The following is a 21,580-nucleotide window of genomic DNA, read 5'->3' as shown; positions in this document are numbered from 1 at the left end:
AAAATTTAACCATAACGAATCAGCAACTACAAAATTCATTTCTGTTGAACGAACTTAAAATATCAATTGAACACATTAATCCTGCCGTGTTGTGGGGGCCTAATAATGATCATTTTGAAATCATTAAAAAGCAATACCCTAAGCTAAAGATAGTTGCACGAGGCAGTGAGGTAAAAGTTTTGGGCGATGAGCAGGAACTATCCCTTTTTAATGAAAAATTTGGGTACCTGTTGCAGCACGTTGAAAAATTTGACAACCTTAGCATTAGCGATCTTGAACGCATACTTGGTGCTAAGAATTTAGAGATTAAACCTGCCGACGGTCAAAACGAAAAGCCGGGCAGTACCGGTGAGGTAATTGTTTTCGGTCATAACGGTATTATGGTTAAAGCCCGTACGGCTAACCAGCGTCGTATGGTTGACAGTATTACCAAAAGCGATATTATGTTTGCTATTGGTCCGGCTGGTACGGGTAAAACTTATACTGCTGTAGCGCTGGCGGTAAGAGCTTTGAAGAACAAGGAAATCAAGCGTATTATTCTTACACGCCCGGCTGTGGAGGCAGGGGAGAACCTTGGCTTTTTACCCGGCGACCTGAAAGAAAAGATTGACCCATACCTGCGCCCGCTTTATGATGCGCTGGACGACATGATTCCGCCCGAAAAATTAAAGACCTATTTAGAAAACCGCACTATTGAGATTGCACCGCTGGCATTTATGCGCGGCCGTACACTTGATAATTGCTTTGTAATATTGGATGAGGCGCAAAACGCCACCGATATGCAGCTTAAAATGTTTTTAACCCGTATGGGCCCTTCGGCTAAATTCATTGTAACGGGCGACGTTACCCAAATAGATTTACCAAAAAAACAGCAATCGGGCTTATATACGGCACTGCGTATTTTAACCGACATTAAAGGCATTGATATTATATACCTTACCGGCGAAGACGTTGTACGTCACAAACTGGTAAAACGTATTTTGGAAGCTTACGGGGATATACAGTAAGGAGAGATTCAAGAGTATAGAGTCAAGAATACAGACTAAGCAAAACTCCTGTCTTGATTCTGTACTCTTGATTCTTTTCTATTAACTTCGCAGTCTGTATTCCTGATTCTATATTCTTGATTCTACTCCATGGAGGCAATAAAACAAACACAATTTAATTTTCCGGGCCAAACGGCTTTTTATAAAGGTAAGGTACGCGATGTATATACCATTCAAGATAAGTACCTTGTTATGGTGGTATCTGATCGTATATCGGCTTTTGATGTAGTACTGCCCGAAGCTATACCTTACAAAGGACAAGTACTAAACCAAATAGCGGCAACTTTTTTGGAAGCCACTGCCGATATTGTACCTAACTGGGTAGTTACCGTGCCTGACCCAAGTGTTACCATTGGCCGTATGTGTGAGCCTTTTAAGGTAGAGATGGTAATTCGCGGTTACTTAGCCGGTCATGCCGCGCGTGAGTACGCTGCCGGCAAACGCACCTTATGCGGTGTTGCTTTACCTGAGGGTTTAAAAGAAAATGATAAACTGCCTGAACCAATCATTACGCCAACAACCAAGGCATCAGTAGGCCATGATGAAGATATTTCACGTGAGGATATACTTGCTAAAGGTATTGTAAGCGAAGAAGACTACTTACAACTGGAGCAGTACACCCGTGCGTTATACGCCCGCGGAACACAAATAGCAGCCGAGCGCGGACTGATTTTGGTTGATACCAAATACGAATTTGGTAAAGCTGATGGTAAAATTTACCTGATAGATGAAATTCACACGCCTGATTCATCCCGTTACTTTTACAGCGATGGTTATGCTGAGCGGCAGGCAACCAATGAGCCACAAAAACAACTGAGTAAAGAGTTTGTTAGAAAATGGTTGATTGAAAATGGCTTTCAAGGCAAGGAGGGGCAATCGGTACCTGAAATGACTCCTGAAATTGTAACGTCTATATCAGAACGCTATATTGAACTATACGAACAAATAACCGGAAAAACTTTTGTAAAACCTGCAAATGGCGAGGTGCTTAAGCGTGTGGAAGACGCTGTGAACCTTTCGCTCAATTCTTTGTAGTTTTATTTATACGTAAATAAATTATATCTTTATCCCTATAATTCTTTTAACATGAAATTCACTGTTGATAAGCATGAGAAGTATGTCTTGATTAAGCTGAACGAGTCAAAGCTGAATTCATTGATTACACCTCAACTTAAGTCTGAACTGATCCTTATAAACACCGAGGGTCAACGTAATATAATATTAGATCTTTGCCAGGTTAAATTTGCCGATTCATCGGGCTTAAGCAGCTTGCTGGTTGGTCACCGTCTGTGTAAAAATGCTGAAGGTAGTTTTATACTTACCTGCTTAAATGATGCAGTTGCACGTTTAATAAGCATATCACAATTAGACAATGTTTTAACCATTGTACCTACTGTTGAAGAGGCTATTGACCATGTATTTATGGAAGAGATAGAAAAAGAATTGAAAAAGGAAGCAAAATAGCCCTTTAGTATGTTTACCCTTTATGAAGTTTGAGGTAACCATACTTGGAAGCAGTTCAGCAACACCTATTTTTAATAGAAATCCTACGGCGCAGGTGCTCAATGTTAATGAGCGCCTGTACCTGATAGATTGTGGCGAAGGCACACAGCAGCAAATGCTGAGGTTTGAGATTAAAGCCAGCCGTATTGATCATATATTCATCAGCCACCTCCACGGCGACCATTACTTAGGACTTATTGGTTTAGTATCATCCATGCATTTAAACGGGCGTGTAAAGCCGTTAAAATTGTATGGTCCTGCGCCGTTGCTCGAAATTATCAATCTTCAGTTCAAATACTCTGAAACTGTATTAAACTATAATATTGAGTTTGTAGCAACGGATGCCTTGCAGCCACAGATTATTTTGGATAATCAGGACGTGGTAGTGGAAACGATACCGCTCGACCATCGTATTGCTACTACCGGCTTTCTGTTCAGGCAAAAAAAGCGACTGCGTAAAATTATTAAAGAAAAGGCTGAAGCCCTTAATATTCCCGTTGAACATTTTCCATTACTTAAACGTGGGGAAGACTACCGGGCACCGGATGGAAAGCTTTATCGCAACCATGAATTAACGGTTGATTCAGACCAGCCCAAATGCTACGCCTATTGTTCAGATACTATTTACAATGAGCGTTATTTTGAGCAAATACAAAACGCCGATCTCTTGTATCACGAAGCGACATTTTTACATAACATGCTCGATCGTGCAAATAAAACCTTCCATACAACAGCGTGGCAAGCCGGGCAGGTTGCATTACAAACCGGCGCTAAAAATCTTCTTATCGGTCATTTTTCGGCGCGTTACAAAAGCTTAACCGATTTGCTGGATGAGGCACGTGGCGTGTTTCCGTCCACCGAGCTGGCTATTGAAGGCAGCACTTTTGAAGTAGGAGAGGACTTGGCATAGGGAATAGAGTGAAGAACCAAGAGAAAAGGTGCAAATGTTTGTTTCAAAAGACTCTTTGTTACTTTTTGTGTCAAAACAAAAAGTAACAACCTCTATGGTATAAGCTGTACCGGAGTATCAGCCCTTTTTTAAAGGCTAATTAACTTTCTGCTAACTTAAATCTCCCTATTCATATCCCAATTTTCAAGATAATCAGCTACACGCTTTACAAATGATCCTCCTAATGAGCCGTCGACAACGCGGTGATCGTAGGATAAAGACAAGTACATCATGTGACGGATAGCAATAACATCACCTGTTGATGTTTCCAATACCGCTGGTTTCTTTTTTATGGTGCCTATAGCAAGTATGGCTACCTGGGGCTGATTGATAATTGGAGTGCCCATGATATTTCCAAACATGCCAATGTTGGTTACGGTAAAGGTGCCGTCAGCAGCATCATCGGGGCGGAGTTTGTTGTTACGTGCCCGGCCAGCCAAATCATTAACGGTTTTTACTAAGCCGGTTAAATTTAAGCCATCGGCACGGCGTATAACAGGTACAATCAAGTTACCGTTAGGCAGGGCAGTAGCCATACCAATATTGATGTCTTTCTTCTTGATAATCTGCGTACCATTTACTGATACATTAATCATCGGCATATCAACAATGGCGCGCGCAACTGCTTCAATAAATATAGGGGTGAAGGTTATTTTTTCGCCTTCGCGAGCCTCGAATTTCGCTTTATTTTTTTCGCGCCAGTAAACCAGGTTGGTAACATCGGCCTCAACAAAAGATGTTACATGTGCCGAAGTCTGAATGCTTGATGTCATATGATTGGATATCAGTTGACGCATTCTATCCATCTCTATAATTTCGTCACCGGCAGAGGTACGGTAAGCAGGATTTGGCGTTAAAGGTGGCGGCGGTAATTTCACCGTAGCGGTAGCTGTTTTTGTAACCTCACGCACTTCTTCCTTAGCCGGTGCTGTACCACGGGTTTCAAGGAAGGCCATAAGATCATCTTTGGTTACTCTTCCATCAGCGCCCGTGCCCGGGATGCTATCCAGTTCCTGCTGAGTGATATTCTCTTGAGTTGCTATATTACGTACAAGCGGCGAATAAAACTTTAAGCCGCCCGACTGTACTGCTTGTTTTGGGTACGTATCAAATTCAGGTAATTGCTCTAAACCCGGTATATTATCAGTAAATTCTGGTTCAGTAGATGACTCGGCGGTTACAACAGGTACTTCCTCATTCGCTACAGCTTGTTGTGAAGCCATTGGTTGTTCAGGAGTAGATTCAATTTCCTCAAGATTTTCCGCTTGCTTTGCAGGCTCATCTGCTTCACCATCAATTTCAATTATGGCAATCACATCACCAACCTGCGCTATCTCATCTTTTTTAAACAAGTGTTCAACCAATGTGCCGCTAACGGGTGATGGAACTTCAGAGTCAACTTTATCTGTAGCAATTTCAACTACAGTATCATCCGCCTCAACTTTATCTCCCGGATTTTTAAGCCAGTTGATTACTGTTGCTTCGGCGACACTTTCGCCCATTTTTGGAAGTAGCAGCTGGTATTTAGCCATATCTTAACATTAACAATTGATCGGCTGCTAAAATACTTATTTATCTTCAGTTTTAGGGGCCGTAAGCAAAGTATTAAGCATACCCAGGGCACTAATGGCAGCACGTTCTATATTTTGCTGACGCTTGTTACCAAATTGAAACTTGCGTACCACGCACTCACCCAATCCGGCAACACCAATCCAAACGGTGCCAACAGGTTTATTATCAGTGCCTCCGGTTGGGCCGGCAATACCGGTTATAGCAATGGAATAGTCCGATTTGAATTTTGAAAGGGCACCCCGCACCATTTCTGTAGCAGTTTGCTCACTTACAGCTCCGTATGCCGCTAACGTTTGTGCGCTAACCCCGAGTATTTCTTGCTTCAACTCATTTGCGTACGATACTGCACCGCCCAAAAAAGTTGCCGATGAGCCCGAGTGTTGTGTGAACAGGTGAGATAAGTATCCTCCTGTACAGCTTTCGGCTACTGATACAGTTTGACCCTGTTGCTCCAAGCGATTCATGAGAGCTTTCTCTAAAGGAATATCGTCGGCAGCGGCAATTATATTACCCAAGCGTTCTGTAAGCTTTGCCGCAAAGGCATCTATTTCGCTTTGGAGTGATTGCTCGTTTTCTGCGTAACCGCTTAATCTTAAACGTACCTGACCAAGCTTAGGTAAATAAGCTAATTTAATGTATGGTGGCAGGCTATCCTCAATGTCAGCAATGCGTTCAGCTAAAAATGATTCGCCTTCGCCTACGGTAAGCAATGTTTTATGTATAATAAAGGGCAGTTTAAATGCCTGCTTCAGCTTTGGTATTACCTGATGTTCTACCATGTACATCATTTCATGAGGAACACCTGGCATTGATACTATGATCTTTCCGCTATGCTCAAACCACATACCGGGTGCGGTACCGTTATGGTTGTTCAATACCTCGCAATTAGCCGGTACCATGGCTTGTTGCCGGTTTACCTCAAGTAACGGGCGATTATACTTAGCAAATATCCGTATCACATTTTGCAAGGCCTCCTCATCGGCTACCATGTCAACGCCAAAATAATCGGCCAGTGTTTTTTTGGTAATATCGTCTTTGGTGGGTCCCAGTCCGCCGGTAATCAATATTATATCAGCACGCTCTTGCGCCTCTTTAAGTGCATTGAGTATGTGGTTACGATCATCACTTACTGATGAAATTTGTTTGATCCTTATTCCTATGGCGTTCAGTGCCTGTGCCATCCAGGCCGAATTAGTATCAACAATCTGGCCTATGAGAATTTCATCGCCAATGGTAATTATTTCTGCAAGCATATTAATTGTTGTAATAATCTTTCCGCTTGGAAAGTTTGAGGTCTTGCAAAATTGAGGCTTTCACACGCAGGTCGACACTGAATGATTTATATAAACCAAAAGGTGTCCACCTAAAAGATAAGTCCCAGCAGTGCAAATCACGATAAATAGAAAACTGTGTAATACCTACCTGCTTGGCCTTAAAGTCATAGTTGGTAGTATACTGCACTTTCCACTTTGGCGATACGTTTACATCGCCGTTTAAGCTAACCGTGCTTGATGTAGTTTTTTGAACGTAGGTATTGCTGTAGTTAAAGTTGAAATTTACGCTTACGTTATAAGGTACATTAAAGTCAACGTAACGGCTTGGATCACTGTCTAGCAAGGCAAGTTGCTGCGCCTGTTGCGGCGTCATGTTTTGCAGGGTTTGACCGGTTGGTGGCTTAGGTTTGTTACTTTGTGAATTTAAGCTGAAACTTACAGAGGCCGATAAATTAGTTAGCGCCGGAAAACGTCCGTTTTGAAAAGTGTACCGGTCTATACGGCGTATGTAGGGTACAAGCGCTCCGTTACTTACCGAGTCGCGTCTTTCAGTTACGTAAGGGTCAAGCGTACCGTTCATACTTACGCTTACCTTTTGATTAAATAAAGCCGTGTGAGCATTAAGTGAAATAGGAGATAGCCTGAACGAGTCAACGGCAAAGTTATAAGATGTGTTTAAGCTCAAACCTTGTAGTAATGACACCTTACGGTCGGCACCTGAGGTGTCGGTGCTGCGTGCGCGCATTTTTGCTTCTATAGTATTATCTAACGCAAAGCTTATACCCGCAAATTTGCCTGCGCTTGGCCCGCCGTATACGGCCCTTTCATAAATTGAATACAACTGCGATGTTGCAGGGTAGGGTACAACAGCATCACTTACAGCCCTGCGGAAATAGCCGTAAGCCGGATCACCAAAATCGGGGCGATAGTTAAAGCTTAATGAAGGTGTCATTACGTGGCGTATTGCACGCAAAGCACCGTTGCCTTTAAATTGCAGGGTGTTATAAACTTTGGTTGAAAAGCCACCATTGAGAGAATATTCGCCTGCGCGTGAAAAGCCCTGAACGGTATCAACAAGCGGCTGTTCATTGTTGCCAATTGCGCCCCGCGGATAACGCTTACGGATGGTTTGAAAATACCAACGTTCGTTATAATTAGCGCTGGTGTTAAATTGAAAGTATTTAAATACGTTAAGGTTTAAACCAATTGGAATTTGGTGCTGTATACCGTTTTGCATTCTGCGGGTAAGTGTTTCGCGCGTAAACAGCTGCGACTCGGGAACGGCGTTAATTTTATTGGTACCCTGCATGGTATAGCTTACCGTAAGGCGCTGATACCATTTTTGCTCGCCCACTCTGTTTTTAGAATCAAACGGGCTTAACGATGTCATGTTAAAATTGAAGGTAGGTAGCTCGAGCGTTACCGTTTTGTTGGCAATATCCTGACTATGGCCTAAGCTGACGTTTAAACTGAAAGGAGTTCCCTGAAAGGTGCGGGCATATGATATTGACGACCGTAAACTGGCTTGCGTTAATTGCTGTATATTGTAGTTGGTAGTTGCAGGGTTATTGGCATAATAGCTTGACGTTGCTGCGTTAACCGATGCACTGAATGTTGTACCGGGGTTGGCATTGGCGTCCTGAGAGTGCGTCCATTGTATGTTATAGTCCCTTACAGAAGGATCACCTTTAACGCCGTAGTTGTGCGAACCGAAGTTTAAAGCCATACTGCCGGTGTATTTATATCTCTTTAGGTAGCGTGCCGTTGTTCCAATTTCAACGGAGCCTTTTGAGTATACGCTGGCCATGGTGGTAAGATCAAGATAATCATTTACCGGCCAGTAATAACCAAAGTTGCGCAGGAAGAAGCCTAAACGGGCATCCTCACCAAACGAAGGCAGCAATACGCCCGATGCCCTGCTGTTAGGTTTTGGAAAAAAGCCAAACGGCACAGCTATGGGCAAGGGTACACCTGCAATTTCCAAATATGCCGGACCTGATATTATACGGTTTTTTTCACCGATACCCTTAGTTATGACAACGCCGAAATGCGTGTGCGGATATGGCATTGAACAGGTACTGAACAAAATATTGTGGTAGGCAACTTCAGTGTCGTTAAGCCTTTTTGCCTCTCCACCGGTAATAAAGTTACCATCGCTTTCGGTTGATGTGTTGTATGAATAAGCTTTCTTGGTTTTGAAGTTGTAAATAATGGAGTCGGCCGTTAGCGGGTTTTCATTGCCATTTTTAGCAATAGGGCGGTTAATGTACCGGCCGGTGCGCATATCACGCGTACCACGGGCAAAAATAAGATGTTGCTTTTGGTCAATCCTTATAAAATCGGCATCTAATGAAAAGTCTTCATAAGTAACGCGGGCGTTGCCAAACAAATAAGTGATTTTTTTGTCAGCATCTGTATAGGTAGAGTCATCAGCAACAGATTTTACAACTGATTGTAAACCTCCTTTGTTTTTTTTTGTCGTATCAGCAGGAGTGTCTTTTTTAGTAGTGTCTGCAGCGGCAGAACGTTTGTTGTTCTTGCGGTCTTTTACACGTAGTAAGCGCTTGTCTTTAACAGAGTCAAGCTTCATGATAGTGTCGGCGGTTAAAGCATGCTTGCGCCAGCTACCATGCCGGGCAACCGCTATTGCATTAACTATCAAAACACTTGCAAACAGAAAAAAAAACCTGATGAATTTCAAAATTGAATATGAATAGTATTTTTGCAGATAAAGTTAACGGCGTTCAAAAATAATGAAAAATAAGGCTTTCAACATATACATTTACGGTTTCTTAGCATTACTTCTTAGTTCTATAAATTTTTCGTTCACAACAAAAATTCCTATTAAGCAAGACACAGTGCCCCCCGGCGGTGGATTCAGGATAAAAACCATCGTAATTGATGCCGGCCATGGCGGCAGGGCAGCAGGTGCTTCAGGAGGTTTTTCGTTGGAAAAAAATGTAACGCTGGCACTTGCACTAAAATTGCAGAAGGCCATGCAAAAAGAATTAAAAGATGTTAATATTTTAATGACGCGTACCTCAGACGTGTTTGTGGCCAACGGTTCGAGGGCGGTTATGGCTAATGATAATAAGGCTAATATCTATATTTCTCTTCATTGCAACTCGTTGCCCAACGTAAGAAAAGTAGTTAACGGAAAAACAGTTTCAGTGCCAAACCGTTCAGGTAAGGGAGTGCTTATACTGGTTAACCGCATTGGCAGATCAAACGAACAGGTTGCCGCCATACGTGAGAATGAGTACGCTGAGGAGGAAGAAAAAATGTCGAAAACCAAAACGGCAGAAATAGATCCGGCTCAGGCCATTGTACTTAATGCCTTGCGCGATACTTATCGTAAACAAAGTATACACCTGGCAAAATTGATTAATAATGAATTTGTATACACTGATAACAGGAACAGCCTGGGTGTAATTGAACAGGGTGTACAAGTACTGGCCAATACTGCAATGCCATCATTGCTGGTTGAAACGGGTTTTATCAACAACCCCGAAGAGGAAGAGTATTTAAATTCAGAAGAAGGACAGGCAGAGATAACCAATTCAATAGTGCGGGCGGTTAAGAAGTATAAGAGCGAGTTGGAACAAAGACCATAGATAACCGTTATATAAAAAACTAATTGCAACTACCTTGAAAGTATCTAACGAAACCAAAATTGGTATCTTAACCGTAATTGGAGTAACTATATTAATATTAGGCTTCAGTTACCTCAAAGGAAACGATGTTTTTTCATCGTCGAATAAATTTTACGCCATATACCGCAACGTTGAAGGATTAACCCTATCGAAACCGGTGCTTGTGAACGGTTTTCAAATTGGTCACGTATCAAACATGACTTTGCAAACCGAGAGCGGCTTTACAGTGGTTGAATTTAAAATTGATCCAAAATATCCTATCCCGGCAAATAGTATAGCCCGCCTTGAAAGTACTGACTTATTAGGAAGTAAGGCCATTGTATTTGAAATGGGCAATAGCCGCGAATTTGCCGAAAACCAGGATACTTTGCGTGCCGATATACAAGGAAGTTTGGCACAAAGCCTGCAGCCGGTACAGCGTAAGGCCGAAATTTTAATGGATAAGGTTGATTCAAGCCTTTCGGCTGTTAACAAAATACTTAACCCTGAATTCCAGCGTAATATTGACCGCAGCTTTTTAAGCATAGCTAATTCATTGCAAACCCTTGAAGGTACTACCAAGAAAATTGATAGACTGGTAGCAGGCCAAACAGGTCACATCAACGGTATAATGACTAACGCCGAAGCACTTACCGCCAGCTTAAAGGCCAGCACCGTAAAGTTGAATTCCACAACGGCTAACTTTGAACGCCTTAGTGCTGATTTGGCTAACTCAAATATTAAGCAAACCCTTGATAACGCAAACAAAACCATGGCCGATTTGCAGCAAACGGTTGCTAAGATTAACAGTGGAAAAGGTTCATTAGGTTTATTAATGAATGACGATAAGATGTATAACAACTTAAACTCTGCATCTGAAAACCTCAATAACTTGTTCATCGATCTTAAAGCTCATCCAAAGCGCTATGTAAGCTTCTCGGTTTTCGGACGCAAAGCTGACTAGGCTCAATCAATAATAAATTTTAAGCAAAGGCATCTCAACAGGGATGCCTTTTGCTTTGTGAGATCTTACCAATAACTCCAAAAGAAAAGGCTTTCATTTCACTGAAAGCCTTTTCTTCTTTATGCTAGTAAACGATATTAAAATATGTCGCGGTTATCGGTTTCATCTTCACGTGTACCCTCTTCAGGTAACAGGCGTTCCGGATTATTTTCAGGACGGCGGCGGTTGTAAATGCGGTTCTGATTAAATTGTTCGTGCTCGTAAAAGTTTTCTGTTGGTTGGGCGGTAACTGCTCCAATACCCATACCTGCTGCACCAAGGCTCGAAAACATGCTGCGTATATGCTGTTCATGTTCGGCCGTTAATTCGCCTTTTACGTATGATGGCAGGCCAACAATATGGTTAACCTCTATTTGAGGCACAACCACAAAGTCGTCATCTTCGTGCAGTTCTACAACGCCTATTGGTATTAATATTTTGCGGGCCTCAAGTTTAAGGTCGTTGGCATCGGTATCAACAATTATATATCTAACCTTTTGTGTTTGCGGGTTAAATAACAGTTCTTCAACATCACCAATTACCTCACCCTGTTCGTTCTTTACGTCCCACCCTTTAATGTCGGGTTGCCCGTCGGCTATTTCAAAGTCGCTGCCTGTAAGCTCTTCCAGGCGGCTATACTCGTTTTCTTCCATTGTGTTTTCTTATTTATATACTTATAGTAAAGTGAATGCACCACTTCACTGTAAGGTTAATTTAATGTGTTAGTAGTGGTATCTGTAACGGCAGGTTCACGCAAACCAGCTTGATTACCGCATCCGCGCATAAAAAAGAATAAAAAGCAAAGTGTAATTATTAACAGAATAAGCCACAGCCACCATGGGGTGCGGCGCTTGGGTTGTACTTTTAATTCGGCCATAAGTTGATTTTAGTTAACCCTTTTATAACCAATGTAGGTACCATATAGTTTTCGTTAAGGCAACTACCAGCTACGTACGCTTGGAACGAGCATTGCGTACCGCAAAACAAAAATGAGGCTAAATTAATTATATACAATTATGAAGATACTTGGCATTGCATTTATCATACTTGGTGTGGTTATGCTAATTTGGACAGGATTTACCTACACAAAAAAGGAAAAAGTTATTGATGCAGGTCCTATACAGGTATCAGCAGAAAAGGAGAAGTCTGTAAACTGGCCGCCTTATGCCGGTGGTATTTTGCTTGTTGGCGGCATTGCGTTGGTTGCTTTAGACAGAAGAAGGTAACCGGTTAAATTAATGTAACCGGTTACTGTTGATTAGTAATAGTAATGAGTCTTTACCAAGCTCAGTGTACACGCCGTTTTTAAAGCCTGCAATCTTTTCGCCGGTTAAGCCAACCGTTAAACTATCGGGAGGGAACTTGTAAGTGGTGGTACGCGAGCCCGCCCACCCATCAACGGTACTTAAGCCGGGCATAAAGTCGGCTTCAGTGCCGTTAAAGGTTGCCTTGCCATCTTTTATTTTCTGCCATGCATACTTACGGTAAGCTATAATGTTACGCTGAACATGGCTCACGAATTCATGATAGTCGAGCTTTAAGTTAATTGCTTTGCAGTAGTCTTTCCATAATTGAACAGATTTTTCGCGAGGTGGTTTATCAAGCTCAGCAGAGCCTTTAAACTTCTTTATAGCTAAGTAATCAACAAAGCCATTCCATATCATGCGCTCCTTTGGTGTTATCACTTGCGCATTGGCATGCAATCCCATAAAAAGAAAGGGTAGTAGAAATAAGTAGATCTTCAAGGTATAGGTCAGTTAATAGTGCATACATTTTGTACGCACTTCAAAGATGGAAAGAAAACACTTCGTATTTTCAGGTAGTTATACCTGTTTTTAACTTTAAGTATATATACCTTTATCTAAGCCTTGCGATGCCTTTTTGAAAAATCATTAAGCAAGAACGTTTAAGTTCAGGCTTAAATTGCAATTATGCATTAATCATATAGGCGAAGTTTAAAGTGAGCATCAAATTTTTAACTTAGCCCTGTTAAACCTATCATCCTTTAAACCTATTATGGTATCACAATTTAAGTTCTTAGCTGCACTTATGCTAGCGGTGCTTTGCTTTACCTCGATGGCCCAGAAACCTGTAGCCGTAAAATCTGAATACGCTATTATTAAAGGTCATGTCGAGAATCACAAGGAAAACTTCTGGGAGTTTTATCAGCAAGGGATTTTGAGATCCATGCTTGTTTCGGTGACCATTGATAAACAAGGAAATTTTACAAAAAGGATTAAAGTAGAAGGGGATGCAATGGATCTGCTGTTGATGCCTGTACAACGTAGGATTTTTGTTAAAAAGAACGATACTATAAACGTAAACTGGGATGCGAATAAAGCAGCTGAAAGCTTTTCTATCACATCGTTAAATAAGGTAAGAGTGCGCGCTTTTAAAAAACTGTCAGTGATTGACAGCGTGTTTGCTCAACACCTCGCTCAGCTACGGCCTGTTTTATACAACAAGCGTTTAACTGATTCTGCAAAATTTACAGCTTTAAATGACTCGTATAACGAAGAAATTCAAATGCTTGTTAAAGATGGTGTTGCTGAAGGATACGATAAAATATCAACCGACATTCATTTTAGGTATGCAGATTTAATGATTAATGCTAAGTTGCTTCCGCGGTATGAATTATATATAAATAAGCCAAGTAAGTTCACTAACTTTCTACTTATAACTACCCAACGGCAAGCCTATGCAACAGAGTCGGAAGAGTGGTTTAACTTAAGCAATGAGTATCGTGACTTTCTATTTAAATATTTAGTATACTTCCAACCCATAAAGTATACAAGTACCAATACAGTTGCCGAAAATAGTGATAATAAATTACAGCAATATAAATATGCCTGGCGGACATACGTTACAGGATTATATTCACTTTCAATACTTGAAATTCGTGATTGGTATTGCACCCAAAGCATTTTTTGGAGCTTTAATAATCATCCATTTGATGAGTGCGTTGAAGTATACAAAGACTTTATTACCAAAGTAAAAACGCCAATGTATGCAGATACGCTGAAGCAATTTTATCAAAACGTGCAACGACTTAAACCGGGTACCCCTGCGCCATCTTTTATGCTTAAAGATGAGAATGGCCGCATGGTGTCATTGAGTAAATTTAAAGGTAAAGTTGTTTACATTGACTTTTGGGGTGTTAATTGTGGTCCATGTATAAGTGAAATCAAAAACAGCGTACCTGCATTGCACGAAAGATACAAGGATAAAGACATTGTTTTTGTAAACGTTTGTGTTGACACTGATGAAAAAACATGGAAAGCAAGTTTAAAAGATTTGAATTTACAAGGCGTAAATTTGATTGCTCCCGGCTGGACAAAGCACCCTATGGTGAAGGCTTTTAACGTAACTGCCATACCGCACTATTTTTTAATTGATGCCAACGGAGTAATTAAAAGTAACAACTGTCCGAGTCCGGGTCAAAGCGGTTTACTTTACAAGTTGTTAGATGAAGCTATAACAAAGTAAATTAATGGACAATCAACCTTGGTTTTTGAAGCAACATAATTGATTTGCTGTAAGTTATAATTGATCTGAATTAAGCAAATAATAAAGGAAGACCCCCAAATTTTAGGCTTATGTTTGGTTGTTTTGAAATGGATATGAGCTGCTTAATTCTTTAATATTTCTTCTATTTGGCGGTAAACCAATGCAGTGCCCTGTCTTTGTGCCGAACTATCTCTTACTGTTCCAGATTGGTCGATGATGATATGCCGGGGCAGGAAAAATGCCCTTTGTAATTTACGTTTACCGTGGCTGCCTCTTTGAACGGAAAACGTTGTATGCAACGTGTTGTTAATTTGTTGATTGGCAAGAATGTGGTAGCCATACATTTCATTTGTCTCAATAAAGTTCTTCCACATATTGCCATTTTTATCGCAACAAATGTAAAGGACGACTACGTTGTTCTTTCTGGCAAAGTCGGCAAATGCCTTAATGTCCTGCTTTAAGGTTAATTCTTTTCTACAAGGCATACACCAGGTGGCCCAAATGTCTAAGTATATTACTCTGCCTTTAAATTTACTTATTAAGCTGCTAAAATCAATTCCAGATTCGGGTAAGTACACAATGTCTTGATGTAGTATCTCCTGTCCCTTGAGTGAAGTTAGTGGCAATAAGCTGAGCAAAGCAATTTTTGTATATAACTTTAATGACAGCATTGATTGAATAACTTTTGATGCGTAGGTGTATAATTAAAATTCACGATCCTGGATAATCTTGTCGAATCACTAAGTTCAGTTATTATATTGATCTGATTTTACTATGATGAACATAGCCTTTTTGACCTGTCGGTAATTCAACTTGAAACCAATTATTAGTATTATCAAGCACTTTTATATGTGATCCGGTTTTTATCCTTTGTATGATTGTCGAACTGCTGCTTTTTGCTTGTCTGAGATTGGTGAAGCCATCACTGTCGTAAATTGAATTAGCATTATACGAAGCAAGAAGCAACTGCATAATTTCATCAATCCTTGAATACTTACTTTCATAAAAAGTAGGATCACCGGCCTCATCCAATCCCTTGTTTTGCTTATTGTATTTAATTAGCTGGCTTGCATTTTCCTTAACTTCCGTAGCCAGTTCAATCTGACGGGTGTCAACAATAAATCCATGTTTTAAAATATTCTTAATCGCTTCATAATCCTCTTGTTTTATGGCTACATCAACTACGGGCGATAGGTCGGCAATATTAAACTTGTACCTGTTCAAAAAATACTTCAGCCACTTGCTGTTAACAAAGGTTTCGGTGTTGCTAAACACTTCATTATTTACCAAGCCTATAAGCTCCTGCGCGTCTAGGGTGTCATTAACGTTATGTTTGTTTTCAAACTGCGCAAGTTTTTGCCTGAACGTACTGTATTTTGGGTCGTTACTTTTTACATCGTCCGGAGTGAAATTAATTTCAACACCTTCAGGGAATAAATCAATCAGCTTATCAGCTTTTACTGGCGCAGCTACTGTAGTATCTCCCGTAGCTACATCCGGGTAAGCAATTGCTGTGTCTGCCTTATCTAATAATGGTTGTGCTGTTTCGTTGTTTGGCTTACCATTATTGGTACATGCTGCCATACAAAGAAGCAACAACGGTAAGAGATTCAATTTCAAATAGGCTTTCATTCAAGCGTAATTAGTATTCAAGCAAAAAGGTTTAAAGTTTGCTTATTAAATAAACTCAAGGTAAGTATAGCATTTAAAATATAACGCTTAATAAATTAAAACCTTCTTGCCAAATTTATACACGAAAATGTGTTCGCTGAATATGCAATACTTTTAAATTGAAAAGCTTATACCTAAGGTTAAATTTTAATTTGTCACCACATTTTTTCACCTTTAATGTGTTTAACAGATAAAATAATCTTTAAACGAGCTTTGGGAATGTTTCTTTATGCAATACTGGCTATCAGATTTGAACCCTTTAAATACTCCCTGGCAAAAATTTAACAAGGATAAACGCACCTTTAGGATTTTGTGCGTGCCGGAGACAGAAAGTTTGGTATCTACGCTGATGAACTCGTCCAGATGGAAACAAGTTCTATACTATGGGTGTCGACAGAACCAACGACTGGATGTATGCAGTTCTGATGGATTTAGATAGGTTTGATTCAGCTGATGAATGTGGTCTCAAATGCAGACAGAATTGGTAACCTATATAAAACACATATGGCGGCAAGGCATCCTTTTTACAGAAATCACAGCACAATCGTTAGAACTAATTGGAGCCATATACAAAAATATTTACTAGGCGAGATTGATCTGGCCACGTTAAACAAAAGCTTGGTTAATAACAATTAACTTATATATGTCAATACTGAAATACTTTATTGTGCTAGTTTTAATATCATTCATTGGTGGGACGCTCGCTTATGTTTTATATCCAATCCTCATAAATGACACGTATAACATAAATAGATATTCCTTGGATCTTGGCTTAGCACTTCTCGCAACGCTAATTACCTATAGCATCTATTTAATAATAACTTCGTTTATCAAACGTAAGCCAACATTAATGTTGGCTTTATTATGCTTAGTTCTATCATCGGCAATTTGGATAATTCCGGCAAGCGCTACCTTTGGATTTCAATTAAATGGTGCGCTCTTATTCATTATGACAATTGGCTTAACTAATGCAATTGCTCCTTATTTAGACAATTTAATTTGTAAGTTATTCAGCAATCAAATCGGCTTGCACAATAAGCATACATAATGTGTTATTTCAGATCATGATCTCGACCACATTCGTTAGCGCTAATTTGTCAATTTTAAACTTTAAAATTTAAGTTTTATAGAAGGAGTTTGAAATTTGAAGTGTGTGGATTGACTGGCAAAAGATGTGTCCGACTGTATCTTTAAAAGTTAACATTGGCAAGTCTGCATTGTCTTAGATTCACACGTTTATACAATAGAACTTATGCCATAGGTTCAAAGAAGATGTGCATTTAATTATTGACCTATAAAGATTTAGGCTGAGTACAAGCTTGATATTTCAAAGCCGGAGGGCGTAAGATTACCTAACAAAATTTGTGCTTCCTGCAACAATGTAAAGCAATCTCATATATGTCCTAAAGCCTGACCCCGATGAAAAAAACCTTTCGAACACTTACTTTCAAATTATCGTTTTTCGCTTCTATATTTTTATTTATATCTGTTATGTATAGCCAAAAGCTATGGAGTGATCTGTGGATGATTTATGGCTTTTTTCAGCTTTTCATTATTGCGGCCTTTCTGATAGTATTGGTAACAAGTACCGTATTCTGGATAAGGCAAGGTGAAATTTATCGTTTTTCTTTCCTTCCTTTTGGCTTGAACATTATCTGTCTCATCTTAGTGATAATGCTCCCCCTCAACTATATCAGGAACCGCATGGCATTTGTAGTTTACAAAGATGATTATCAGGTAGCCTCAAATATAGCTGTGACAGGTCCGTTAGATCCAGGAAGTAGCTTATATAAACTCCCCGGAAAGTATAGCTCTCTGTCAGTAGGAGGTGGCGAAGTGGATGTACTTGACAAGTCGTTGAACCAAGCGGTACTCTTTTTTACTTTCAGAGGTATGCCTGAAGGAAGAAGCGGTTTTGTTCACATTCGTAAAGGGAACGCTTCTTTTTGTATCAAAGAAATGTTTGGAGATGTTTACAAGCAAAAGGAACTAGGTAATCGTTGGTATTATGTTGAGGCAGCATAGAGGGTGATTCCTATTTTTAAGTCTTGTACTGGATTCTCATCTTTCCTATTTTTTGTATATTCTGTATAATTAAGCGATTGGTAAATTTTGGAGAAAACACCATTAGACAAACCATCTCATAACATGACTTTTCCGTTCACAATATGTTATAACAAACTATTGCAAGCGGTTATTACAGTTGATAGTCAACAAATGGTGTTAGAGTACATCGAGAAAAGACTTGTGGAAAGTCAACATACTCCCGCATTTCGTGATCACTCATAAGTGTCCAGCCTGTATATTCTTCATCAAACGGTTCTTCCCGGTACTAATCTATCTAAACAGTTTCGGGAATGCATAGATGGAACTCGTACTCTGTTATATGTGTATAAGCAGTGACTGCTTTTGCTTTTTCATCAGTGACAGTTTTAAATTTTAATTTGTCACCACATTTTGTCACCTTTGAGGTGTTTAAGTTGCAAAAACCGCGTTTAAAAATACAAAAGCACATATTTATGAACTACTGGCTCGTCAAATCCGAACCCTTTAAATATTCCTGGCAAAAATTCAATGAAGACAAGCGCACCTTTTGGGATGGTGTACGCAACTACCAGGCACGTAATAATTTACGTGAGATGAAGGAGGGCGATTTGGTGTTGTTTTATCATAGTAATGAGGGTAAAGAGGTTGTGGGTATTGCGAAAGTAATGAAAGAGGCTTATCAGGACCCAACTACTGATGATAAAAACTGGGTTGTGGTAGACTTATCGCCTGTAGAAGCGTTGAAAACGCCAGTTACTTTGGAGCAAATTAAGGCTGATGAGCGTTTGAAAGACATATCACTGGTACGGCAGGGTCGTTTATCGGTTATGCCGTTAAAAGCTGAGGAGTTTGACCGTATTGTAGAACTTGGCAGCTAAAATATTGGTTTAACACTGCTGCAAAATCTGAACAACATGAATTACAGATTATTTAAAGATACACCTATTGCCGAAGTTGGTTTGGGCACATGGCAGCTTGGTAGTGCCGATTGGGGGGCTATAAATGAAGATGAAGCGCTGAGTATTTTAAATGCTTATATTCAAGCTGGTGGCAATTTCATTGACACTGCCGACGTGTATGGAATGGGAGTGAGCGAAGCGGTGATTGGGCGATTTTTAAAAACGGTAAGCAAAGACATTTTCATAGCTACTAAACTTGGTCGCCGGGGTGACGCCGGAAATGGTTGGCCTCAAAACTTTAGCTATGCTGCAATGAAACAACATACCGAAGCTTCGTTACAGCATTTGGGCCTATCACAGCTATTTTTGCAACAACTGCATTGCATTCCTACTGAGGAGATGCGTAAAGGTGATGTGTTTGACAATTTGCGCCAACTGCAACAGGATGGGCTTATTCGTTACTTTGGCGCCAGTGTTGAAACAACAGAGGAAGCGTTGATTTGCCTGGAGCAGGAGGGCTTAGCTTCGTTGCAAATTATATTTAATCTATTTCGCCAGCATGTGGCTGATGAAATTTTTGCCAAAGCCAGAGAAAAGGGTGTTGCGCTGATTGTACGCGTGCCCTTAGCCAGTGGTTTATTAAGCGGTAAATTTAGTGCTGATACACAATTCTCGTCTAATGATCACCGTAACTTTAACGCCAACGGTGAAGCCTTCAACGCGGGCGAAACTTTCTCAGGCATTGAGTTTAAACAAGGTTTAGATTTTGCCGGAAAAATTAAGTTGCTAATGCCCGACGATCGGATGGCACAATGGGCTATACGTTGGATACTTGATCATCCGGAAGTTACCACTGTAATTCCGGGAGCATCAAAAATTAGCCAGGTAAACAGCAACGTTGAGGCTTCGCAACTTGCGCCTTTGTCAAGTGAAACCCATCAGCAACTAAGGCTGCTCTATGATCAGGATATCAAAGAATCAATCAGAGGGCATTATTGATTTGCTGAGATAACAGCAACAGTCCAAATCTATTATGCATAACGTGGCATTGTTTAAAGTGAGTTAAACAATGCCGCATCGTATGATGATTGATGTTGAAGTAGCTTTTCATACAAGGCAGTTCTCGTCATCAAAGCACACGCCAGTTAATTGATTTGGCGTAGTGTATTATAGATTCAATCCTATAATTACCGACAAGTCGAACCCCGATGCTTGAGCCGGATTCATATTATCTGGTACCATCCGGTTACCTGCAGGGTTAAATTTAATTTGTCGGTAGCGTAAACCAGGTTCAACGGTTACCCGTCTATCAGCATAAGCAACATATGACGCTTCCAGGTTGAACCCGCGGGCCATTTTATAGCTTATTGATGGTAATTTTTGATTATCTTCTTTAAATGCCGCCCGTCCCGGTATACTAAAGTTTACTCCGCCGCCAATGCGCACAATTTTATCTGTGGTGTTAAAAAGCGGAAATTTATAAACTAAACCTGCGTTAAACGTGGTACGGTTAAAAGTAAAATAGCTTTCATTGTCCCAATAATCGTCTCCGTCGGTCATTCTTATGGCGATGTTTTGCTGAAAGCCAATAGTGGCGTAGGGCTCCAAATGTGCAGAAGGCATAACCCTTATGCCGGCTTCAATACCCATACCACCACCCGGACTATAAGGAATAATATCTTCGCCGTAATATAAATTGTTATACTGTATACCAACACCCAGGTTGTAACGCCCAATAAGCTGAACGGGTGTTTGGGCCTTCGCCGCAACTGTGCAAAGCAAGGCAATTGTTGTGATAATAAGTTGTAAAGGTTTCATGTGAGTATGACGACGCTATGTCGCATAAGTTTAATGCTGTAGCAAATGTTTAAACATCATGCTTGGCGGCCATAAACAGCGCTTTCAATTCGGTAGCATCGCTTGGTTCCATTCGGCCGCTGAGTATAAGGCGCAGCTGCCTGCGGCGCAATGCACCACTGTACATAATATGGTCGTCCTCTGTCTCTGGTGCAATTTCAGGTACGGCAACAGGTTTGCCGGCCTCGTCAAGCGCAACAAAGGTATAGTAGGCTTCGTTACTTTTTTCTTTGGTTCCCGATGGAATATTTTGCGCCCAAACATCCAAACGTACTTCCATTGATTTGTTAAATGCGCGGGTTACCCTCGCTTCAATGGTTACAGCATCGCCCAGGCTAATACCTTTTTGAAAAGATACGTTATCAACCGAAGCAGTTACAACCAGGCGGTTGCTGTGTTTTTGTGCGCTCATCGCTGCTGCAATATCCATCCAGTACAGCAAGCGGCCACCCATAAGGTTGTGCATCATATTGGTATCATTGGGTAATACCAGTTCATTCATTATCACTAAAGAGTCCTTTGGGTTTTTGGCTTGCATATTTACAAAGATAGGTTTTTAGCTTCCAGAGACAAGAGCCGAGAAACAAGAGCCAAGAAAAGAAGTGAAAACATGGAACTAAG

At 40.6% G+C, this 21,580-nt stretch carries 21 protein-coding genes; 11 read left to right on the top strand and 10 right to left on the bottom strand.

The window, feature by feature from the left end; all coding sequences use genetic code 11:
* Positions 1-44: 44 nt before the first annotated feature.
* The 4 genes from GO816_RS00805 to GO816_RS00790 all read left to right on the top strand — a co-directional run bounded on the left by GO816_RS00805 (position 45) and on the right by GO816_RS00790 (position 3,459).
* Positions 45-1,007, top strand: a complete 963-nt coding sequence (locus GO816_RS00805) for a PhoH family protein (protein ID WP_157539455.1) — start codon at positions 45-47, stop codon at positions 1,005-1,007.
* A gap of 129 nt (positions 1,008-1,136) precedes the next feature.
* A complete protein-coding gene (locus GO816_RS00800; RefSeq protein WP_157539454.1) occupies positions 1,137-2,081 on the top strand; it encodes a phosphoribosylaminoimidazolesuccinocarboxamide synthase in 945 nt (314 codons plus the stop codon).
* 51 nt (positions 2,082-2,132) lie between these two features.
* Positions 2,133-2,510, top strand: a complete 378-nt coding sequence (locus tag GO816_RS00795) for an STAS domain-containing protein (RefSeq protein WP_157539453.1) — start codon at positions 2,133-2,135, stop codon at positions 2,508-2,510.
* A 22-nt stretch (positions 2,511-2,532) separates the two neighbouring features.
* Positions 2,533-3,459 carry a ribonuclease Z gene (locus tag GO816_RS00790; protein ID WP_157539452.1) on the top strand — a complete coding sequence of 309 codons (927 nt, stop codon included), beginning with the start codon at positions 2,533-2,535 and terminating at the stop codon, positions 3,457-3,459.
* A 155-nt stretch (positions 3,460-3,614) separates the two neighbouring features.
* Here the strand turns inward: GO816_RS00790 and GO816_RS00785 are convergent, their stop codons facing one another.
* From GO816_RS00785 to GO816_RS00775, 3 genes are read right to left on the bottom strand one after another with little or no spacing between them, the layout of a single operon-like run.
* Entirely contained in the window at positions 3,615-5,030 is a 1,416-nt protein-coding gene (locus GO816_RS00785) for a dihydrolipoamide acetyltransferase family protein (RefSeq protein WP_157539451.1), read from the bottom strand.
* A 36-nt stretch (positions 5,031-5,066) separates the two neighbouring features.
* Positions 5,067-6,323 (bottom strand): competence/damage-inducible protein A, encoded by a 1,257-nt coding sequence (locus tag GO816_RS00780; protein WP_157539450.1) that lies wholly within the window; start codon positions 6,321-6,323, stop codon positions 5,067-5,069.
* A gap of 1 nt (position 6,324) precedes the next feature.
* Positions 6,325-9,006, bottom strand: coding sequence for a putative LPS assembly protein LptD (locus GO816_RS00775; RefSeq protein ID WP_157539449.1), 2,682 nt, complete (start codon positions 9,004-9,006; stop codon positions 6,325-6,327).
* A 91-nt stretch (positions 9,007-9,097) separates the two neighbouring features.
* Between GO816_RS00775 and GO816_RS00770 the strand changes: the two genes are divergently transcribed.
* The gene (locus tag GO816_RS00770; RefSeq protein ID WP_157539448.1) at positions 9,098-9,958 is read left to right on the top strand and encodes an N-acetylmuramoyl-L-alanine amidase family protein; all 861 of its coding nucleotides are present in this window, start codon (positions 9,098-9,100) and stop codon (positions 9,956-9,958) included.
* 34 nt (positions 9,959-9,992) lie between these two features.
* A complete protein-coding gene (locus GO816_RS00765) occupies positions 9,993-10,940 on the top strand; it encodes an MlaD family protein (RefSeq protein WP_157539447.1) in 948 nt (315 codons plus the stop codon).
* Positions 10,941-11,077: 137 nt separating this feature from the next.
* Here GO816_RS00765 and GO816_RS00760 read toward each other — a convergent pair whose 3' ends face one another.
* Positions 11,078-11,632, bottom strand: coding sequence for a PRC-barrel domain-containing protein (locus GO816_RS00760; protein ID WP_157539446.1), 555 nt, complete (start codon positions 11,630-11,632; stop codon positions 11,078-11,080).
* Positions 11,633-11,688: 56 nt separating this feature from the next.
* A complete protein-coding gene (locus GO816_RS00755) occupies positions 11,689-11,856 on the bottom strand; it encodes a hypothetical protein (RefSeq protein WP_157539445.1) in 168 nt (55 codons plus the stop codon).
* A gap of 139 nt (positions 11,857-11,995) precedes the next feature.
* On the opposite strand from GO816_RS00755, the gene GO816_RS00750 reads away from it, so the two are divergent.
* Complete coding sequence (locus tag GO816_RS00750) at positions 11,996-12,205, top strand: YidH family protein (protein ID WP_157539444.1); 210 nt, start codon at positions 11,996-11,998, stop codon at positions 12,203-12,205.
* A gap of 9 nt (positions 12,206-12,214) precedes the next feature.
* Here the strand turns inward: GO816_RS00750 and GO816_RS00745 are convergent, their stop codons facing one another.
* Positions 12,215-12,688: a hypothetical protein gene (locus tag GO816_RS00745; RefSeq protein WP_157539443.1), complete on the bottom strand. Its 474-nt coding sequence runs from the start codon at positions 12,686-12,688 to the stop codon at positions 12,215-12,217.
* Between the two features lie 307 nt (positions 12,689-12,995).
* On the opposite strand from GO816_RS00745, the gene GO816_RS00740 reads away from it, so the two are divergent.
* Positions 12,996-14,465, top strand: a complete 1,470-nt coding sequence (locus tag GO816_RS00740; RefSeq protein WP_157539442.1) for a TlpA family protein disulfide reductase — start codon at positions 12,996-12,998, stop codon at positions 14,463-14,465.
* A gap of 143 nt (positions 14,466-14,608) precedes the next feature.
* Here the strand turns inward: GO816_RS00740 and GO816_RS00735 are convergent, their stop codons facing one another.
* The gene (locus GO816_RS00735) at positions 14,609-15,157 is read right to left on the bottom strand and encodes a TlpA family protein disulfide reductase (RefSeq protein ID WP_157539441.1); all 549 of its coding nucleotides are present in this window, start codon (positions 15,155-15,157) and stop codon (positions 14,609-14,611) included.
* Between the two features lie 82 nt (positions 15,158-15,239).
* Positions 15,240-16,070 (bottom strand): SH3 domain-containing protein, encoded by an 831-nt coding sequence (locus tag GO816_RS00730; RefSeq protein WP_198171383.1) that lies wholly within the window; start codon positions 16,068-16,070, stop codon positions 15,240-15,242.
* Between the two features lie 1,506 nt (positions 16,071-17,576).
* Here GO816_RS00730 and GO816_RS00725 point away from each other — a divergent pair.
* The 3 genes from GO816_RS00725 to GO816_RS00715 all read left to right on the top strand — a co-directional run bounded on the left by GO816_RS00725 (position 17,577) and on the right by GO816_RS00715 (position 20,101).
* On the top strand, positions 17,577-18,182 hold the full coding sequence (locus tag GO816_RS00725; protein WP_157539439.1) for a hypothetical protein: 606 nt from the start codon (positions 17,577-17,579) through the stop codon (positions 18,180-18,182).
* 494 nt (positions 18,183-18,676) lie between these two features.
* Positions 18,677-19,081: an EVE domain-containing protein gene (locus GO816_RS00720; RefSeq protein WP_157539438.1), complete on the top strand. Its 405-nt coding sequence runs from the start codon at positions 18,677-18,679 to the stop codon at positions 19,079-19,081.
* Between the two features lie 36 nt (positions 19,082-19,117).
* A complete protein-coding gene (locus GO816_RS00715) occupies positions 19,118-20,101 on the top strand; it encodes an aldo/keto reductase (RefSeq protein WP_157539437.1) in 984 nt (327 codons plus the stop codon).
* Positions 20,102-20,269: 168 nt separating this feature from the next.
* Here the strand turns inward: GO816_RS00715 and GO816_RS00710 are convergent, their stop codons facing one another.
* Entirely contained in the window at positions 20,270-20,920 is a 651-nt protein-coding gene (locus GO816_RS00710) for an outer membrane beta-barrel protein (protein WP_157539436.1), read from the bottom strand.
* 49 nt (positions 20,921-20,969) lie between these two features.
* Positions 20,970-21,497 carry an acyl-CoA thioesterase gene (locus GO816_RS00705; RefSeq protein ID WP_157539435.1) on the bottom strand — a complete coding sequence of 176 codons (528 nt, stop codon included), beginning with the start codon at positions 21,495-21,497 and terminating at the stop codon, positions 20,970-20,972.
* Between the last annotated feature and the right edge of the window lie 83 nt (positions 21,498-21,580).

Origin of the sequence: Mucilaginibacter aquatilis (assembly GCF_009755275.1) — a bacterium.
Lineage (GTDB): Bacteria > Bacteroidota > Bacteroidia > Sphingobacteriales > Sphingobacteriaceae > Mucilaginibacter > Mucilaginibacter aquatilis.
The sequence above is the reverse complement of the archived record's forward strand: the minus strand, read 5'-3'. Positions and strand labels throughout refer to the sequence as shown.

What these genes read in the sequence shown, in the direction of transcription:
- GO816_RS00705 (WP_157539435.1), bottom strand. Translation starts at nt 21,497, where the DNA reads ATGCAAGCCAAAAACCCAAAGGACTCTTTAGTGATAATGAATGAACTG.
- GO816_RS00725 (WP_157539439.1), top strand. Translation starts at nt 17,577, where the DNA reads ATGAAAAAAACCTTTCGAACACTTACTTTCAAATTATCGTTTTTCGCT.
- GO816_RS00790 (WP_157539452.1), top strand. Translation starts at nt 2,533, where the DNA reads ATGAAGTTTGAGGTAACCATACTTGGAAGCAGTTCAGCAACACCTATT.
- GO816_RS00785 (WP_157539451.1), bottom strand. Translation starts at nt 5,030, where the DNA reads ATGGCTAAATACCAGCTGCTACTTCCAAAAATGGGCGAAAGTGTCGCC.
- GO816_RS00715 (WP_157539437.1), top strand. Translation starts at nt 19,118, where the DNA reads ATGAATTACAGATTATTTAAAGATACACCTATTGCCGAAGTTGGTTTG.
- GO816_RS00710 (WP_157539436.1), bottom strand. Translation starts at nt 20,920, where the DNA reads ATGAAACCTTTACAACTTATTATCACAACAATTGCCTTGCTTTGCACA.
- GO816_RS00730 (WP_198171383.1), bottom strand. Translation starts at nt 16,070, where the DNA reads ATGGCAGCATGTACCAATAATGGTAAGCCAAACAACGAAACAGCACAA.
- GO816_RS00740 (WP_157539442.1), top strand. Translation starts at nt 12,996, where the DNA reads ATGGTATCACAATTTAAGTTCTTAGCTGCACTTATGCTAGCGGTGCTT.
- GO816_RS00755 (WP_157539445.1), bottom strand. Translation starts at nt 11,856, where the DNA reads ATGGCCGAATTAAAAGTACAACCCAAGCGCCGCACCCCATGGTGGCTG.
- GO816_RS00745 (WP_157539443.1), bottom strand. Translation starts at nt 12,688, where the DNA reads ATGGGATTGCATGCCAATGCGCAAGTGATAACACCAAAGGAGCGCATG.
- GO816_RS00720 (WP_157539438.1), top strand. Translation starts at nt 18,677, where the DNA reads ATGAACTACTGGCTCGTCAAATCCGAACCCTTTAAATATTCCTGGCAA.
- GO816_RS00735 (WP_157539441.1), bottom strand. Translation starts at nt 15,157, where the DNA reads ATGCTGTCATTAAAGTTATATACAAAAATTGCTTTGCTCAGCTTATTG.
- GO816_RS00800 (WP_157539454.1), top strand. Translation starts at nt 1,137, where the DNA reads ATGGAGGCAATAAAACAAACACAATTTAATTTTCCGGGCCAAACGGCT.
- GO816_RS00780 (WP_157539450.1), bottom strand. Translation starts at nt 6,323, where the DNA reads ATGCTTGCAGAAATAATTACCATTGGCGATGAAATTCTCATAGGCCAG.
- GO816_RS00750 (WP_157539444.1), top strand. Translation starts at nt 11,996, where the DNA reads ATGAAGATACTTGGCATTGCATTTATCATACTTGGTGTGGTTATGCTA.
- GO816_RS00795 (WP_157539453.1), top strand. Translation starts at nt 2,133, where the DNA reads ATGAAATTCACTGTTGATAAGCATGAGAAGTATGTCTTGATTAAGCTG.
- GO816_RS00760 (WP_157539446.1), bottom strand. Translation starts at nt 11,632, where the DNA reads ATGGAAGAAAACGAGTATAGCCGCCTGGAAGAGCTTACAGGCAGCGAC.
- GO816_RS00770 (WP_157539448.1), top strand. Translation starts at nt 9,098, where the DNA reads ATGAAAAATAAGGCTTTCAACATATACATTTACGGTTTCTTAGCATTA.